Here is a 13565-nt window from a genome sequence, read left to right as displayed (position 1 = left end):
CCGGGGACCAGGACGTATCAACCGCATCGAGGGCGCGGTGCTGCTGGTCTGTTACATGGGCTATACGGTCTACCTGATCAGCACGGTTTTTGGCGGGCAGGCATAGGTCAATTCGATTCCCGTTTTGGGAACCGAACCGGCGTCCGAAAACTGGATTCGAAGTTGTTGCTGCTCGACGACAGGTATCCGGTTTTACTGCAAACCCGTAACCCTCGTCCGGTGCCGGGAAATCAGGGGAGAAATTCGTTTCTCTGGTCGGGTTGGTGGGAAATGGTTGTGCGAGATGACTTCGGTGTTTATTATCAAGGAGTTACGAGGAGCGCGGGCTTTGAGACTGTTTTGTGGTAGGTCTGCGTTCCCTCCACCAGCTTTCTTTTTAAAATCAATAACTTGCTTGCGATTCTGGCGTGTCATTGTTTCGGGGTTATTCGGGGTGGTTTCAGCCTCAGAATGACACGATAAATGACACGCTTTTTATTGGGTGGCCGAGAATTTTTCCTCGGCCCGGCTGCCTGCCTGGTCATCGGCGGACGGCATCCATTTTCCATAGACCCGGATGATCATGGCCCAGTTGCTGTGGCCCATCTGTCGCGCCACCCACATAGGGTGCTCCCCAGCCGACAGCATCATGGATGCATAGGTGTGGCGCGTTTGATAGGGACGCCGGTATCGCACCTGCGCCTGGCGCAACGGTCTTACCCAGTATTTCCTGATTTCTTGGTCGCCAGTCCATTGCGTTCCCTTGATGGGATGCGCGAAGACAGGGCCTCCGGTGAGTGAATCGCCCCGGGGAATCGCGGAGCCTGTTTTACTTTAACCAAACAGGCTCCGCGATTCCCGGGGCGATTCACGTCACTATCGGCGGGGCCATCAAACTGACCGGGGCCAGCCGCAAGACGCTGAAGCAGCACTTCCGGGCGCTGGTCGAGCGCGGCACGCTTGATCAGCACGGCAGTGGCCGTGGAGTTTGGTATGGCTTGCGCTGAGGGCTGCGGGTTTCCTTGCCGGAGCGCGCGGTGTATTGCACCGCAGTTCGCCTCAAAGTCCGCCTGCGCACACAAGAGTGGTGCCGGTGACATATGAAGCTGCTGGAGAGGCCAGCCAAATAATGGCCTCGGCTATTTCTGCAGGTTCCGCCAGTCGGCCCAGGGGTATTCTGGGCGCGATACGAGCGGGCCGGTCGGGCTCGCCCGCTGTGGCGTGTATTTCGGTCAGGGTGCTGCCCGGTGCCAGCCCGCAGACGCGAATGCCCTGTGGCGCGACCTCTTTGGCCAGGCCCGCAGTGAAAGCCTCCAGCGCAGCCTTGCTGGCGGCATAGTGTACATACTCGCCTGGACTGCCGGTACGCGCCGCGATGGAAGAGATGTTCACGATCACACCGCGCACGCCATGTCGAGAAAAGCTGGCGAGTGCTTCACGGGCGCACTGCATGGCACCCAGCACATTGACTCGGAATACCTGCTCGATGATTGCTTCTTCGGTTTTCTCGAAAGGCCCAATAGGCCCGGTGATACCGGCATTGTTGATCAGACCGTGCAGCGGGCCCACTCGATCCTCGATGAACGCAAACATGCGGCCTATCTCTTTGGTGCAGCCGATATCGGCCTGGATGGTGTAGGCCGTGCGCCTCAATCCCCGGATCTGATCTGCCACGGCTTCTACCGCATCGCGGTGACGAGAATAGTTCAGGACGACGCCATATCCTGCACGAGCAGCTGCCATGGCAGTGGCCGCGCCAATGCCGCGACTTGCACCGGTAATCAGCAGTGTATCGGATCGATGGTGTTCGGACTTGGTCATGGTTGTGGTTATGGTGATTCATTGTGGCAGGACGAGCCTGGCAGATCGGATAATGCCGCGTGCGGGCATGCGATAAGGTCCGTGACGCCCATATCATGGCCCAACTGCGCCAGCAATGTCGTGACTTGCCCACGGTGGTGCGTCTGGTGATTGAATAGGTGCAACAGGATTGCGTCCAATGTCCGGGTGGTTTCGTGGCCTTGTGAAATAGAGCGATAAGTCACGGCACGGTCGAGGTCGGCAGGTTGCAGCGCGGATATGGTCCGGCAGATGGCAAGATCGGTCAGATGGCGCTGTCGTGCCAGTTCGGGGAACTCGGCAAAGAGCTGCTGAGACAGAGAATGAACCGGAAAAGGCTGGTTCGCAAGCCGTCCGAGCCATACGCGATCGCTCAGAATAATGTGGTTCAGTGTGGCATGGATACTGCCGAAGAAGGCCTTCATGTCGAGATGGAGCTCGTCGTCGCTCAATTTGGCGCAGGTTTGATACAACCTGTCATTCATCCATTGATTGTAGTGAGCCATCAAGACGTATAGGCGTAGATCTCGCATTGCAGTCCTTTATATGAGGTCCAGTACGTTCATATGTCAGTAGCCTGGAGGCATGAGCTTCAGGCGCCCCGGGTAGCCTTGTGGCAGCCGGGCGTGGCGCAACCACTCCAGCGCGTACGGCCACAGTACATCCTGGAAGCGATCGTGAAAAAATGCAAAATGCCCAATCGCATCCAGACCAAAATCGGTCGGTCTGAGCCGCAGGTGAAGGCGTTCGCTGACGCTGTAATATCGCAGCAACCTGTCCAGGGCGGCTTCGGTGCCATAAGGGTCGTCTTCGACTCCCAGCGCCAAGATCGGAGCGCTGACTGTTTTGAAATTACGGGCAAGCTCAAGCGCCAGGGACTGGCCACCCGCAGTCCGGATGCCTTTGCGCACGGAATCTTCGAAGCGGGCCGCCATGCGGGCCCAGTCCAGAGCGACGCCTTGGGGCGTGTCTTCCATCCAACCCAATCTCCGGGCTGGCACATGGCCCAGCAGTACTGCCAGGCAGGGCATCAGGATGTGCCACTTGAGGAACATGATGGGGCGTTTTTCGGGTTGATAATCCCGCCAGTACGCAAACTGGGCACCCATGGTGAAGATTCGGCGCACACTGTGTGCGGATTCAGCCAGACCAATCACGAAGCCGCCGATGGAGTGCCCGATCACGTCGATAGGCTGACCAGGGAAATTGTGCGACACGTACCGCAACACCCCTTCGAAGTCATGCTGTCCCCAATCGATCCAGTCAGCCCGGAATCTGCGCAGGCAACCGGGATGTGACTCGCCAATGCCGCGGTAGTCGTAAGTAATGACATCCCAGCCATGATCATGTAGATACTGCGCGAAGCGCGAGTAATAGCGGCAGCGCACCGAGGTGGCGCAATTGATGATGGCAACGGGCTGCAGATTGGAAATGGGGTTGCGCCACTGGAAGCCTCCCAGTGGATAGCCGTCGGATGCGGGGATGTGGATGGATTCAGGCATGATGGTCTTCAGGATTGGCCAGCATGATCGTTCTGAGCATCGTGCCGATTTGCTGGATGGCCCATTCGGTTCGGGATGAAAACGCTGAGGCATGACTCAGGCGCATGCAGTTACGGTATTTTCCGCTGGCCGAAAAAATGGTTCCGTATGCGATGGCGATACTGTGTTCACGCAGCATGGGATCCAACGCCAGGGTGTCGCAAGCGTCAGGCAGTTCGATCCATAAGGTAAATCCGCCCTGCGGGTGGCTGATGCGTGTTCCCGAAGGAAAATAGCGGCGCACCCACTCACTCATGATATCCCGCTGCCTTTGATACTGACGTCGCATACGGCGCAGGTGCACTGGATAATGGCCGCCACCGAGGAATTTGGCGACGGCTATCTGGGGCAGAGGCGCTGTGGGCCCGGAACTGGTGAATTTGATGCGCAGTACTTTGTCGAAATAGCGGCCAGGAGCAATCCATCCGATCCGGAGGCCGGGTGCCAAAGTTTTGGAAAAGGAGCTGCACAGCAGAACTCTGCCCTCGTGGTCGAGCGCCTTGAGTGCGTGTGGCCTGGGCCAGCAATAGGCCAGATCGCCATAGATATCGTCTTCGATGATCGGGATATCGAAGCGTTGCGCCAGTTGTAGCAATTTCAGTTTGCGGTGTTCCGGCATGATATAGCCCAGGGGATTGCTTGCATTGGGGATCAGCTGGATCGCTTTGACTGGCCATTGCTCCAGGGCAAGTTCCAGTGCCTCGAGACTGATGCCCTGGATCGGATCCGAAGGGATCTCGAAGACCTGCAGCCCGTTTTCCTTCAAGATCTGCATCATCCCGTGATAGCTGGGCGAGGCAATGGCCACGATGTCGCCTGGCGCGCACAGTGCCCGTACTGCACAGGACAGCGCTTCCTGGCAGCCCGTGGTCACGATCAGCGCATCCGGCGAGAGGCGATAGCCTGCTTCGACAGCCAGGCGAGCCAGTTCCTCGCGCAGGGCTCGAACCCCCTGAATATCGTTGTAATGCAGACTGGGGATGCCAGCATGCCGTCCTTCTCGGGCAAGCGCGATCTGCAGCGGGCGCAGGCTTGGGGTTTCGACATCCGGCATGCCTCGTCCAAGCTGCACGGTCTCGCTTGCGGATTCCAGTTCAAGAAGGTCCTGCACCTGCCCCCATTCCGACAGATCGACGGGCCGTGGGTCGGGGCTGACCATGCTGGGCAGCGCCGACGGGCGCAGGGTGGCTGGGACGTACCAGCCTGATCGTGGGCGGGCCTGCGCCAGTCCGGCAACCTCCAGCCAACGGTAAGCCTGCTGGACAGTAGTCAGGCTGACCCTGTATTCCGTGCTGAGTTCGCGCACTGAAGGCAGGCGCGCACCGGAGTTGTACGCCCCTTGTTCGATGCGGCTGCCCAGCGCGTTGGCGAGATCCAGATAGCGGCTCATGGCATGACACGATTGAAAACATACAGGGATGCGATGACTGTCACTTTAAAACGCCTGATTGAAAGCGGGAAGATACAGATCAGATCAATTTCCATGATTCAGATCAATCTTGAGCGCGCCTGTATGGCAATCAAGAAAGATCGCTGTGTATTCAAACGAAATGGCTCTTCCATCAAGATATTCGTATCGGCTCTCTGTCTCCATCGTTTGGCCAATGGGGCGAGTGTCAATGCAAATTACTGTCGATATGAGAGACCGTTCATGCCGGAACATTCAACTCTGACACCTCCTGCACGCTGGGCGATTGTGCTTGCCGGTGGGATCCTGATGGGGTTGTCATTGGGAGTGCGCCATACCCAAGGGCTGTTCATGCAGTCGGTCAGCGCCAGCCTGGGGTGGTCATTGGAAACCTATGGATTCGCGCTGGCTTTGCAGAACCTCGTCTGGGGGCTGACGCAGCCGGTGACCGGGTGGATTGCAGATCGCTTTGGTGCTGCCAAAGTGCTGTGCGCCGGTATCCTGACCTATGCGCTGGGGCTGTATCTGGTGGCTAGGTCTCAGGTGCCGGCCAATTTGATCCTGAGCAATGGCGTATTGATCGGCACTGCGCTTTCCGGTATGGCCTTTGGCACGGTCTATGGTGCCCTATCACGTATTTTCGAAGCGCAGCAGCGCAGTTGGGCGCTGGCTGTGGCTGGTGCAGTGGGCGGGCTCGGGCAGTTCTGCCTGGTTCCTTTCGTTCAGTATCTGTTATCCCATGTTGGCTGGCGGCATGCTGCCGTGATCCTGAGTCTGATGGTTCTTGCTGCGTTGCCGCTGGCGCTCGTCCTGCGCGCCCGTCCACAAGCAGATGCAGTGGCTGCGGGCATGCACATCGGCGCGTCCATTCGGGATGCGATGCATCACCGAGGCTTTTGGCTGCTGAATCTGGGGTTCTTCACCTGTGGCTTTCAACTGGCATTCATTGCCACCTATCTGCCCTCTTATCTGCTTGCGCAGGGCCTGAGTCTGCAACAGGCGGGCACGGCCCTGGCGCTGATCGCCCTGGCCAATGTGCCGGGTACATACTTCTGCAGCCGCTCTACCGGGATATGGCGCGCCAAGCATCTGCTGGTGGGACTCTATTCGCTGCGTGTCATTGCGCTGCTACTGTTTCTGGGCATGAGAGTGACTGTCGCAGGCACCTACGCTTTTGCACTGATCCTGGGCTTTCTGTGGTTGGGCACAGCCCCGATGACCAATGAACTGGTGCTGCGGATCTTCGGCCTGCGCTATATCGCTACCTTGTTCGGCATTGTCTTTCTTGGCCATCAGGTGGGCGGGTTCTTCAGCGTATGGCTGGGCGCCTGGGTGTATGAACGAACGCAGTCCTACGACTGGCTCTGGGCAGCCACCCTCGCCGTTGGCTGTTTTTCGGCAATCATCCATGGTTTGATCGATGATACGCCGGTTGTGCAGTCCACGGGCGCTCGTTTGAAAGTGGTGCCCTCATGAGCCTGGTCGCAAGTCTGCGTACTTGTGCAAAGGTTCTGGCAGCCTTGTCAGTGGCCTGGGCCTTGATCCAGGTGTTTGAAAGCTGGCTGGATATTGACCTGCTGATGAATCTGACATGGGGAACTTACGGTTGTGGATGAAGTGGCGCCCTGTCAGCGACCGGCCAGCAGACGCTGCAGGGATCCCCTTCCTTTGCACCCCTGGATGCCGAGCATCAGTGAGAGAGGAAGGAGGATGTCAAGCGTTGGAAAAGGCCTACGGCCACATCGGCCACAATCCGGCTATGGGCTCTCCGCGCCATGCCCACCAATTCAACCTGCGGGGCCTGCCCACATGGTCGCTGACGTTCAATCGTAGAGGGGTCAGTTTCAGGTGTCGCTTGACTGGATGATGGCCAAGATCAGAAACGTGTTGTCAGGACATTGTCCGGACGGCTACAATAAAGGCACCCAAGATCAGTCCGGAGGGGCACCATGAGCACCCTGAATCTTTCCAAGACCGAACGCATTGACGTTCGTGCCAGCGCGCCAGTCAAGCAACTGCTACAGGAAGCCGCACGCGCCTGCCACAAGAACGTGAGTGAGTTCCTGCTCGACGCGGGCGTGACGGCAGCCGCGCAGACGCTGGCGGATCGTCGCCAGTTCGTGCTGGACGACATGCAGTGGCAGGACTTCCAGGATGCGTTGGACCGCCCGGTGCAAGGCAAGCCACGCCTGAAAAAATTGCTGCGTGAGCCCGGGGTTCTGGATTGAGCAGTGCTTACTCCCCCGTTCGCAAGCTGGCTGCAACCGATCAGGTCGATGCGTTCGACTGCGGCCAGGCCGCGCTGAACCAGTTCCTGCAGCGCTACGCGCTGGTCAATCAAAAGGCCAATAGCACGCAGACCTATGTCTGCTGCAAGGGTGATGTGGTGGTCGGCTTCTACAGCCTCGCCGTCGGCAGTGTCGATCCGCAGGCCGCGCCATCGCGGGTGATGAAGGGGCTGGCGCGTCACCCGGTGCCTGTCATGATCCTGGCCCGGCTCGCCGTGGACAAGGCGCATCAGCGTAAAGGTCTGGGCCAGGCCTTGCTCAAGGACGCCCTGCTGCGTACCGCACAGGCTGCCGACATCGCTGGCATTCGCTGCCTGTTGGTGCATGCCAAGGATGACGCAGCGCGGCAGTGGTACCAATCGTGGGAATTCGAGCCCAGTCCGACTGATCTGTACCATCTGTTCCTGATGCTCAAGGATCTCAAAGGCATGTTGACCTGAGGTGGTGTCCCCACCTCAGAGTCCGCCTCTTTCCGCACGAACCCGCAGGAGCCCTCACCAGCTCGCACGGCCCAATGCCAATCCGTTGATTTTCAACAAACTGCTTGATCAGTCCGCGCTTGCGGACTACGGACTTTCTGTTGGCCCGAAATCTGTCTCACCCAGACGGTCGCCGGTGCCGTCACATTGCAAATCGCTGGTACTTGTCGATAACTACCGACGAAACGGAACATCTCAGCCGGCACTGACCTGCGTCGCAACCGTCCTGGTCGACGTTGCGAGGCACGACTCCTCGTAGGCCTCGATGTCGACCTGCCGGCAGAGCACCCGGCCGCAGAGCTTCAGGAACTTGGGCCCGAGTCCCTCGCTGCGCCAGCGCTCCAGGGTGGTCTCTGCAATGACAGGCTGCAACTGTTCGGGGTGCGCGGCGATGCCCCGCTCGAGGAAATCCAGAATAACCTTCGCGGATGAGCTGATGACGGCAGTTTCCGCGTCGCCTGCGTCTTTCTTCATGCGTGCTCCCCGGTTGGAGCATCCTCCAACATATAGCTTGTACTGCGTCCGCCCGCATCCGATTTCCGCAGAACACCCCGTGCAAGCAGATCGTTGATGTCACGCAGGGCTGTGTCGGGCGAGCACTTGGCAATGGCCGCCCACTTGCTGCTGGTGAGCTTGCCTTCAAAGCCATCGTGCAGCTTGTTCAGCAACTTCACCTGTCGCTCGTTGAGTGGCGTGGTTGCCCAACGCTGCCAAAACTGTGCCTTGGCCAGCACGGGATCGAGTGTGCGCTGCGCCTGGTCGACGGCGCGATGGAGGATATCGAGGAACCACGCGAGCCATTCAGTGACGTCCAGCGACCGCTTTTGCGTCCTCTCCAGGATGTCATAGTAGGCCTTGCGCTCGCGCTGGAGCTGCGCCGACAAACTGTAGAATCGCTGCGGGCTGCCATCGGCGCGAGCCAGCAGCAGGTCGCCGATGGCCCGGGCGATACGACCGTTGCCGTCGCCGAACGGGTGCAACGTGACGAACCATAGGTGGCCGAGACCGGCCTTGAGCAGCGGCGGTTCGTTCGACGCCCCATTCAGCCAGTCGACGAAGCGGCTGGTTTCGGCATCGAGACAATCAGCGGCCGGCGCCTGGAAATGCACTCGCTGGCGACCGATGGGGCCGGATACCACCTGCATCGGGCCACTGGCATCATCGCGCCAACTACCGACCTTGATCCTGGAAAGGCCGGAGTAGCCGGTGGGAAACAGTGCGGCATGCCAGCCGAACAGACGCTCCTGTGTTACCGGTGCCTGGCAGTTGGCTGTGGCATCCAGCACCATCTCGACCACGCCCTCGACGTGCCGATCGACCGGCGCAAGCGCGCCGATGTCCGCGCCCAGCCTGCGTGCGATGGACGAACGCACGGATTCGACGTTGAGCTGCTCGCCCTCGATCTCGCTGGTTTTGACCACGTCCTCGGTCAGTGCTGCAAGGCTCGCCTGATTGCGCAGCGCCATGCCGACATCAGCCAGGCGCCCCATCAACAGCCCCTGGGCACGGCTGACCTCAGCCATCGGACCGGCCAGCGCAGCCAGATCGAAGCGCCAGTTCGGCCAGTCGCAGGCCTGCCAGATGTATTTGTAATCGCCGCTATTCATGCGGAGATTATGAGTCACAATCTCCGCATTCGCAAGTTATTCTCCGCAGATAGTGCGGCGATAGAGGGCGATATTCCCTGCACGACTGGCTGCTTGGTGCCGGAATAGGTGCAATCAGCGGTACCCCCAGGCCAGCGCCAACTGGATGGAGGTCGGCGACACGTCCCACGGTCTGACCGGCGCTGTTCCGCCCGGGAGCCAAGCGATATGTGGCGCTGACCCATTCGCCGCAAAGAGGAAGTCGTGGCGCAGTTCAGAAAACCGCAGCAAATGGGGCGTAAATGGGTGTCAATTTGGAATTAGGGGCGGTTTATTTCCCGACCGGGAAATAAGAAATTGGACCATGCTCCAAGTACATAAAACATTCTCGATCGGGAAATATCTCTTGCACTTAGTCCAGTTGTGGCTAATAATTGCTCGATCGGGAAATTAAACAGGCCATGACATCCATTCGATCGCCTCAACAACTCGGCAATGCACTGCGTGCCGCTCGCAAGCAGCTCAGGCTGACCCAGCCCCAGTTGGCGCTGGCGGCTGGGGTGGGTGTGCGCTTCATTGTCGACCTTGAAGCAGGCAAGCGCACCTTGCGGCTGGAAAATGTGCTGCGAGTTATCGATGCCCTGGGCGGTGAAATCCATTTGAGTGGGTTGCCGTCAGTTGTGTCCGACGATCAGCGAGAGGATGACGGCCATGGCACATGAGTTGGACGTCTGGCTTTTCGCAGATCGTGTCGGCACGTTGGCGCTGGTCGATGGGCGGCTAAGCTTTTACTACGCACCCGGTTGGCTGGCACACAAAGACGCCGTTGCCTTGTCCATCTTGCTGCCCCTGCAAGCGCAGCCGTTCGATGATCGCAAAACGCGCCCCTTCTTTGCAGGCCTACTGCCCGAAGGGCGGATGCGCCGCCTGATTGCGCAGCAGTTTCAGGTGTCTGGCCAGAACGACTTTGCGCTGCTGGACCACATCGGCGGCGAATGCGCCGGGGCCGTGACGTTCCATGAGCCGGGACAGGCCCTGCCTGTGCCGAACCGCAGCGATGACATTCAATGGCTGAGCAACGAGGACGTCGTTGCCATTTTGGATGAATTAACGCATCGGCCTATGTTGGCAGGCAAAGGCGGCTTGCGGCTTTCCTTGGCTGGTGCCCAAGACAAGTTGCCCGTGGTTTTTGATGGTGCGCGTATCGGGCTGCCCCGGGGCGGCACGCCCAGCTCTCACATCCTGAAACCGGCCATCCACGCCGCCCCCGACAGCGTGATCAATGAGGGATTTTGCATGGCGCTGGCTGAGGCGATGCAGCTTGCGCCGGCCAAATCAAAAATTCATCGTGTGCTAGATCGCTCATTTTTGCTGGTTGAGCGTTACGACCGGCTGATCGATACGCAGGGGCACTGGCAACGCTTGCATCAAGAGGACTTTTGCCAGGCGCTGGGCGTGGTGCCCGAACTGAAGTACCAGAATGAAGGGGGCCCAGATCTGGCGCAGTGTTTTGAGCTGGTGCGCAGTGTGACCAGGCCCAATGCACCACAAGTTCTGCGGCTGTTTGATTACGTAATTTTCAATGCGTTGATCGGCAATCATGATGCACACGCCAAGAATTTCTCGCTGCTGTACTCAGGTAAGACCCCCGTTCTGGCACCGCTTTACGATACGCTCTCGACAGCGGTGTATCCAACACTGACACCAAAGATGGCGATGAAAATCGGCAGCAAATACAAGTTCAGCGAAGTACAGGCGCGGCACTGGGAGCAGTTTGCAGAAGGAGCAGGCTTCACCAGGGCGCAGGCCAAACGGCGCATTCTGGAATTGGCAAGGTTGCTACCAGCGACAGCGCGCAAGCTCCAGTCTGTCCCCGGACACAGTTTTGCTGGCAATGCCGTGGTTGAGAAAATCAATACCTTGATTGAGCAGCGCTGCACCCTGACGATTCGGAGGCTCACCGATCCTGTAGCCGACAATGACGCAGTCGCCGATCCCCCTACCTGAGCGACCATGCGGACGCGGATTCGATTCCGGCGTTGGGAGTTGAACAGGCACTGGAACACAGACGGGTTTGATGCCCGTTCCCGGCGATCGAGTTGATGGTACGCAGGTGCTGCCAGTGCTCAGCGGGGAAGTCATAGAAGGCGAGCAGTGCCTCGCGGTCCTCGGTGAGCTTGGCAGCCGCCTTGGGGTACTTCGCCTGGTAGGTGGCGACAAACTGTTCGAAAGCGCTTTGTGCTTCATCGCGCGTGGCGGCCATCCAGATTTCATGCAGCTGGGCCTTGGCCCGGGGCTGCAGGCCCTTGGGCAGGGCGTTCAGGATGTTGGCCGTCTTGTGCACCCAGCAGCACTTCAAGCGCCTCGCGCATGTCGCCGGTGGACACCCCCTTCAGGTATAACCACGGCGGTGCGGCATCGAACCGCGGATACGCGTCAAGGCAGGCCGGCTTTGGTGCTCTATTCGTGGTGTCATTTTGGCACCGTTGTGCTAGACTTCCTCCATCGAACTGATGGAGTCCGGCCATGACAGCCGCAACGCTTGACCGTGGGCGCATCACGGCTCGTGTGCCGAGAGCCGTGCAGGAAACCCTGGAGATGGCCGCCAGCCTGACCGGCGCGACCCTGAACCAGTTCGTCGTTCAGACGGCGCTGCGTGAGGCCGAACGCATCATCGAGCAGGAGAGGGTCATCCGTCTTTCTGCCCGTGACACCGAAGCATTCTTCGCGGCACTGGATAATCCGCTGCCTCCCAATGCCGCGTTGAAGGCTGCTCTCGAAGACTACACGGCACGACGCAATGATCAGACTGGAACCCTTGACTGGGCACCACGATCGAAACGGGTTTGATTGTGGCGTCGAGGCCCTGAACGTCTGGCTCAAGCAGATGGCGCTGCAGCACCAGAGCAGGGGGATCTCGCGCAGCTTCGTTGCTGTGCCCGCCGATGCGTTGGCGGCGCAGTCGTGCGTGCAGTCCGGCTACACGGTGCAAGCCGATAGCATCCTCGGCTTTTACGCCCTGACTTCAGCGTTCGTGCTGACCGAGAACTTGCCCGCGAATCAGGCCAGGCGCTACCCGCGTCAGATTCCGGTAACGCGCCTGGCGCGCCTGGCCACGCGCGCCGACATGCAGGGCCAAGGCCTGGGCTCGTTGCTGCTGGCCGACGCCGTGAACCGCGCCCGCAGCGCAGCGCAGGCCGTGGACAGTGCGGGCTTGTTCGTGGATGCGAAGAACGAAGCCGCCGCGCGGTTTTACCAGCATTACGGATTCACGCCATCTACCGACCAGCCGTTGAAGCTGTTTCTGTCGCTGTGGTGAGGCGACCGATCTACAAGGCCTTGCAGGTCGCCCGGTCAGCCTGCAGGCGCCACGCCGCCTGGTGTCGCAAACCGGATCTGTGCGGCCGCCGAGCCAAACGCGATGAACGGCACATGATTCATATGTACCGCGTCTGGGATAAAAACTTCCAAATCTATGGCGCACGTAAGATCTGGCGCGCCGGACCTTTCATGCCGATCTACTCAACCGCCTGTGGGTAGCGTCGACCTGCCGGTATAGCACCCGCCCACAGAGCTTCAGGAATTTTGATCCGATTCCGACGCTGCGCCAGCGCTTCAGGGCGGCCTCGCGGCTGCTCCAGCGGGCGGATTGTGAGCCGCAATCTCCGCATGCGCAAGTTGGACGCGTATCATGGATGCCTTCGCTGCCCCAGGCAGCTTTCATGCCCAGGAAATCATCATGAACACGACATTGCGCACGGCTATTTTGGGGTCCGCCTTGTGGGCGGCTTTTGCACTGCCCGTTGGGGCACAGAGCCTGATGGACGGATTGAAAGATCAGGCGGCCACAGGCCTTCTGGGTGGCGGCGGGGCCGCCACACCGGCTTCAAGCACTGGCCTGGGCAGCATGCTGGGTGGTAGCGTAGGGGCTCAGGCCCTCGGTTTGCCGGGTATCAGCGGCGACATGGCCGGCAATGTGGCAGGCGTCTTGCAGTATTGCATCCAGAACAACGTACTGGGCGGTGCCGATGCGGCCAGCATTCAGGAGAGCCTGCTGAGCAAGGCCGGCCTGGGCAGCCCCCAGGAACAACAGCAGGACATCGGCTACCAGCAAGGGCTGTCTGGCCTGCTGTCAGGTGATGGTGGGTCGTTTGATGTCAGCAAACTCAAGGACAACATCAAGACCAAGGCGTGCGATTACGTGCTGGATAACGCGACATCCTTGATCTGACACCGCTGTTGTCGGCGCCTATTCGCGTGGCAACTTCGTTCAACGACTTTGCCGGCGCGATTCCAGCGGCGATTCACCTTGCCTGTCGAGCGTCAGCGGAAACCCAGATCGCCAAGCGGCGCACCTGCCTTCGAAGCCGTCGAACACCTTGTTCTGGATCAACTGCTTTTCGGCTTTCTCAGGCTATCATATCCATATTGGAAACATGGATATG

At 59.4% G+C, this 13565-nt stretch carries 16 protein-coding genes and 1 pseudogene; 9 read left to right on the top strand and 8 right to left on the bottom strand.

Annotated features, from left to right (window positions below; translation table 11 throughout):
- Positions 1-474 precede the first annotated feature (474 nt).
- From WCY17_RS01955 to WCY17_RS01935, 5 genes are all read right to left on the bottom strand, one after another.
- A complete protein-coding gene (locus tag WCY17_RS01955; protein WP_372700478.1) occupies positions 475-630 on the bottom strand; it encodes a hypothetical protein in 156 nt (51 codons plus the stop codon).
- 408 nt (positions 631-1038) lie between these two features.
- Positions 1039-1800 carry an SDR family NAD(P)-dependent oxidoreductase gene (locus WCY17_RS01950; RefSeq protein ID WP_372700477.1) on the bottom strand — a complete coding sequence of 254 codons (762 nt, stop codon included), beginning with the start codon at positions 1798-1800 and terminating at the stop codon, positions 1039-1041.
- 8 nt (positions 1801-1808) lie between these two features.
- Complete coding sequence (locus WCY17_RS01945; protein ID WP_372700489.1) at positions 1809-2324, bottom strand: DinB family protein; 516 nt, start codon at positions 2322-2324, stop codon at positions 1809-1811.
- A gap of 63 nt (positions 2325-2387) precedes the next feature.
- Entirely contained in the window at positions 2388-3320 is a 933-nt protein-coding gene (locus WCY17_RS01940) for an alpha/beta fold hydrolase (RefSeq protein WP_372700476.1), read from the bottom strand.
- Positions 3313-4749: a PLP-dependent aminotransferase family protein gene (locus WCY17_RS01935; protein WP_372700475.1), complete on the bottom strand. Its 1437-nt coding sequence runs from the start codon at positions 4747-4749 to the stop codon at positions 3313-3315. Before WCY17_RS01935 ends, WCY17_RS01940 begins: the two co-directional genes overlap by 8 nt.
- Positions 4750-5010: 261 nt before the next feature.
- Between WCY17_RS01935 and WCY17_RS01930 the strand changes: the two genes are divergently transcribed.
- From WCY17_RS01930 to WCY17_RS01915, 4 genes are all read left to right on the top strand, one after another.
- Positions 5011-6243 carry an MFS transporter gene (locus WCY17_RS01930; protein ID WP_372700488.1) on the top strand — a complete coding sequence of 411 codons (1233 nt, stop codon included), beginning with the start codon at positions 5011-5013 and terminating at the stop codon, positions 6241-6243.
- Entirely contained in the window at positions 6240-6383 is a 144-nt protein-coding gene (locus WCY17_RS01925) for a hypothetical protein (RefSeq protein ID WP_372700474.1), read from the top strand. Before WCY17_RS01930 ends, WCY17_RS01925 begins: the two co-directional genes overlap by 4 nt.
- A gap of 333 nt (positions 6384-6716) precedes the next feature.
- The gene (locus WCY17_RS01920; protein ID WP_372700473.1) at positions 6717-6995 is read left to right on the top strand and encodes a DUF1778 domain-containing protein; all 279 of its coding nucleotides are present in this window, start codon (positions 6717-6719) and stop codon (positions 6993-6995) included.
- Positions 6992-7495 carry a GNAT family N-acetyltransferase gene (locus WCY17_RS01915; protein ID WP_372700472.1) on the top strand — a complete coding sequence of 168 codons (504 nt, stop codon included), beginning with the start codon at positions 6992-6994 and terminating at the stop codon, positions 7493-7495. The genes WCY17_RS01920 and WCY17_RS01915 overlap by 4 nt, the downstream gene beginning before the upstream one ends.
- A gap of 234 nt (positions 7496-7729) precedes the next feature.
- Here WCY17_RS01915 and WCY17_RS01910 read toward each other — a convergent pair whose 3' ends face one another.
- Positions 7730-8008 (bottom strand): hypothetical protein, encoded by a 279-nt coding sequence (locus tag WCY17_RS01910; protein WP_372700471.1) that lies wholly within the window; start codon positions 8006-8008, stop codon positions 7730-7732.
- Positions 8005-9141 carry a Fic family protein gene (locus tag WCY17_RS01905; RefSeq protein WP_372700470.1) on the bottom strand — a complete coding sequence of 379 codons (1137 nt, stop codon included), beginning with the start codon at positions 9139-9141 and terminating at the stop codon, positions 8005-8007. The genes WCY17_RS01910 and WCY17_RS01905 overlap by 4 nt, the downstream gene beginning before the upstream one ends.
- 440 nt (positions 9142-9581) lie before the next feature.
- Here WCY17_RS01905 and WCY17_RS01900 point away from each other — a divergent pair, with 440 nt between their 5' ends.
- On the top strand, positions 9582-9842 hold the full coding sequence (locus WCY17_RS01900) for a helix-turn-helix transcriptional regulator (RefSeq protein ID WP_372700469.1): 261 nt from the start codon (positions 9582-9584) through the stop codon (positions 9840-9842).
- Positions 9832-11127, top strand: coding sequence for a type II toxin-antitoxin system HipA family toxin (locus tag WCY17_RS01895; RefSeq protein WP_372700468.1), 1296 nt, complete (start codon positions 9832-9834; stop codon positions 11125-11127). The genes WCY17_RS01900 and WCY17_RS01895 overlap by 11 nt, the downstream gene beginning before the upstream one ends.
- A gap of 85 nt (positions 11128-11212) precedes the next feature.
- Here WCY17_RS01895 and WCY17_RS01890 read toward each other — a convergent pair.
- Positions 11213-11482: pseudogene (locus tag WCY17_RS01890) on the bottom strand (transposase); the annotation flags it as partial.
- A 164-nt stretch (positions 11483-11646) separates the two neighbouring features.
- Between WCY17_RS01890 and WCY17_RS01885 the strand changes: the two are divergent.
- From WCY17_RS01885 to WCY17_RS01875, 3 genes are all read left to right on the top strand, one after another.
- On the top strand, positions 11647-11970 hold the full coding sequence (locus tag WCY17_RS01885) for a DUF1778 domain-containing protein (RefSeq protein ID WP_372700467.1): 324 nt from the start codon (positions 11647-11649) through the stop codon (positions 11968-11970).
- Positions 11939-12439 carry a GNAT family N-acetyltransferase gene (locus WCY17_RS01880; RefSeq protein ID WP_372700466.1) on the top strand — a complete coding sequence of 167 codons (501 nt, stop codon included), beginning with the start codon at positions 11939-11941 and terminating at the stop codon, positions 12437-12439. Before WCY17_RS01885 ends, WCY17_RS01880 begins: the two co-directional genes overlap by 32 nt.
- Positions 12440-12811: 372 nt before the next feature.
- Positions 12812-13351: a DUF2501 domain-containing protein gene (locus tag WCY17_RS01875; RefSeq protein WP_372700465.1), complete on the top strand. Its 540-nt coding sequence runs from the start codon at positions 12812-12814 to the stop codon at positions 13349-13351.
- The last annotated feature ends 214 nt before the right edge of the window (positions 13352-13565 follow it).

Origin of the sequence: Castellaniella sp. (assembly GCF_041677825.1) — a bacterium.
GTDB lineage: Bacteria > Pseudomonadota > Gammaproteobacteria > Burkholderiales > Burkholderiaceae_B > Castellaniella.
The sequence above is the reverse complement of the archived record's forward strand: the minus strand, read 5'-3'. Positions and strand labels throughout refer to the sequence as shown.

Excerpts from the sequence above, each read along its gene's own strand:
- WCY17_RS01925 (WP_372700474.1), top strand. The coding sequence starts at position 6,240 with ATGAGCCTGGTCGCAAGTCTGCGTACTTGTGCAAAGGTTCTGGCAGCC.
- WCY17_RS01885 (WP_372700467.1), top strand. The coding sequence starts at position 11,647 with ATGACAGCCGCAACGCTTGACCGTGGGCGCATCACGGCTCGTGTGCCG.
- WCY17_RS01945 (WP_372700489.1), bottom strand. The coding sequence starts at position 2,324 with ATGGCTCACTACAATCAATGGATGAATGACAGGTTGTATCAAACCTGC.
- WCY17_RS01875 (WP_372700465.1), top strand. The coding sequence starts at position 12,812 with ATGGATGCCTTCGCTGCCCCAGGCAGCTTTCATGCCCAGGAAATCATC.
- WCY17_RS01905 (WP_372700470.1), bottom strand. The coding sequence starts at position 9,141 with ATGAATAGCGGCGATTACAAATACATCTGGCAGGCCTGCGACTGGCCG.
- WCY17_RS01940 (WP_372700476.1), bottom strand. The coding sequence starts at position 3,320 with ATGCCTGAATCCATCCACATCCCCGCATCCGACGGCTATCCACTGGGA.
- WCY17_RS01955 (WP_372700478.1), bottom strand. The coding sequence starts at position 630 with ATGATGCTGTCGGCTGGGGAGCACCCTATGTGGGTGGCGCGACAGATG.
- WCY17_RS01930 (WP_372700488.1), top strand. The coding sequence starts at position 5,011 with ATGCCGGAACATTCAACTCTGACACCTCCTGCACGCTGGGCGATTGTG.
- WCY17_RS01935 (WP_372700475.1), bottom strand. The coding sequence starts at position 4,749 with ATGAGCCGCTATCTGGATCTCGCCAACGCGCTGGGCAGCCGCATCGAA.
- WCY17_RS01910 (WP_372700471.1), bottom strand. The coding sequence starts at position 8,008 with ATGAAGAAAGACGCAGGCGACGCGGAAACTGCCGTCATCAGCTCATCC.
- WCY17_RS01900 (WP_372700469.1), top strand. The coding sequence starts at position 9,582 with ATGACATCCATTCGATCGCCTCAACAACTCGGCAATGCACTGCGTGCC.
- WCY17_RS01920 (WP_372700473.1), top strand. The coding sequence starts at position 6,717 with ATGAGCACCCTGAATCTTTCCAAGACCGAACGCATTGACGTTCGTGCC.
- WCY17_RS01895 (WP_372700468.1), top strand. The coding sequence starts at position 9,832 with ATGGCACATGAGTTGGACGTCTGGCTTTTCGCAGATCGTGTCGGCACG.
- WCY17_RS01950 (WP_372700477.1), bottom strand. The coding sequence starts at position 1,800 with ATGACCAAGTCCGAACACCATCGATCCGATACACTGCTGATTACCGGT.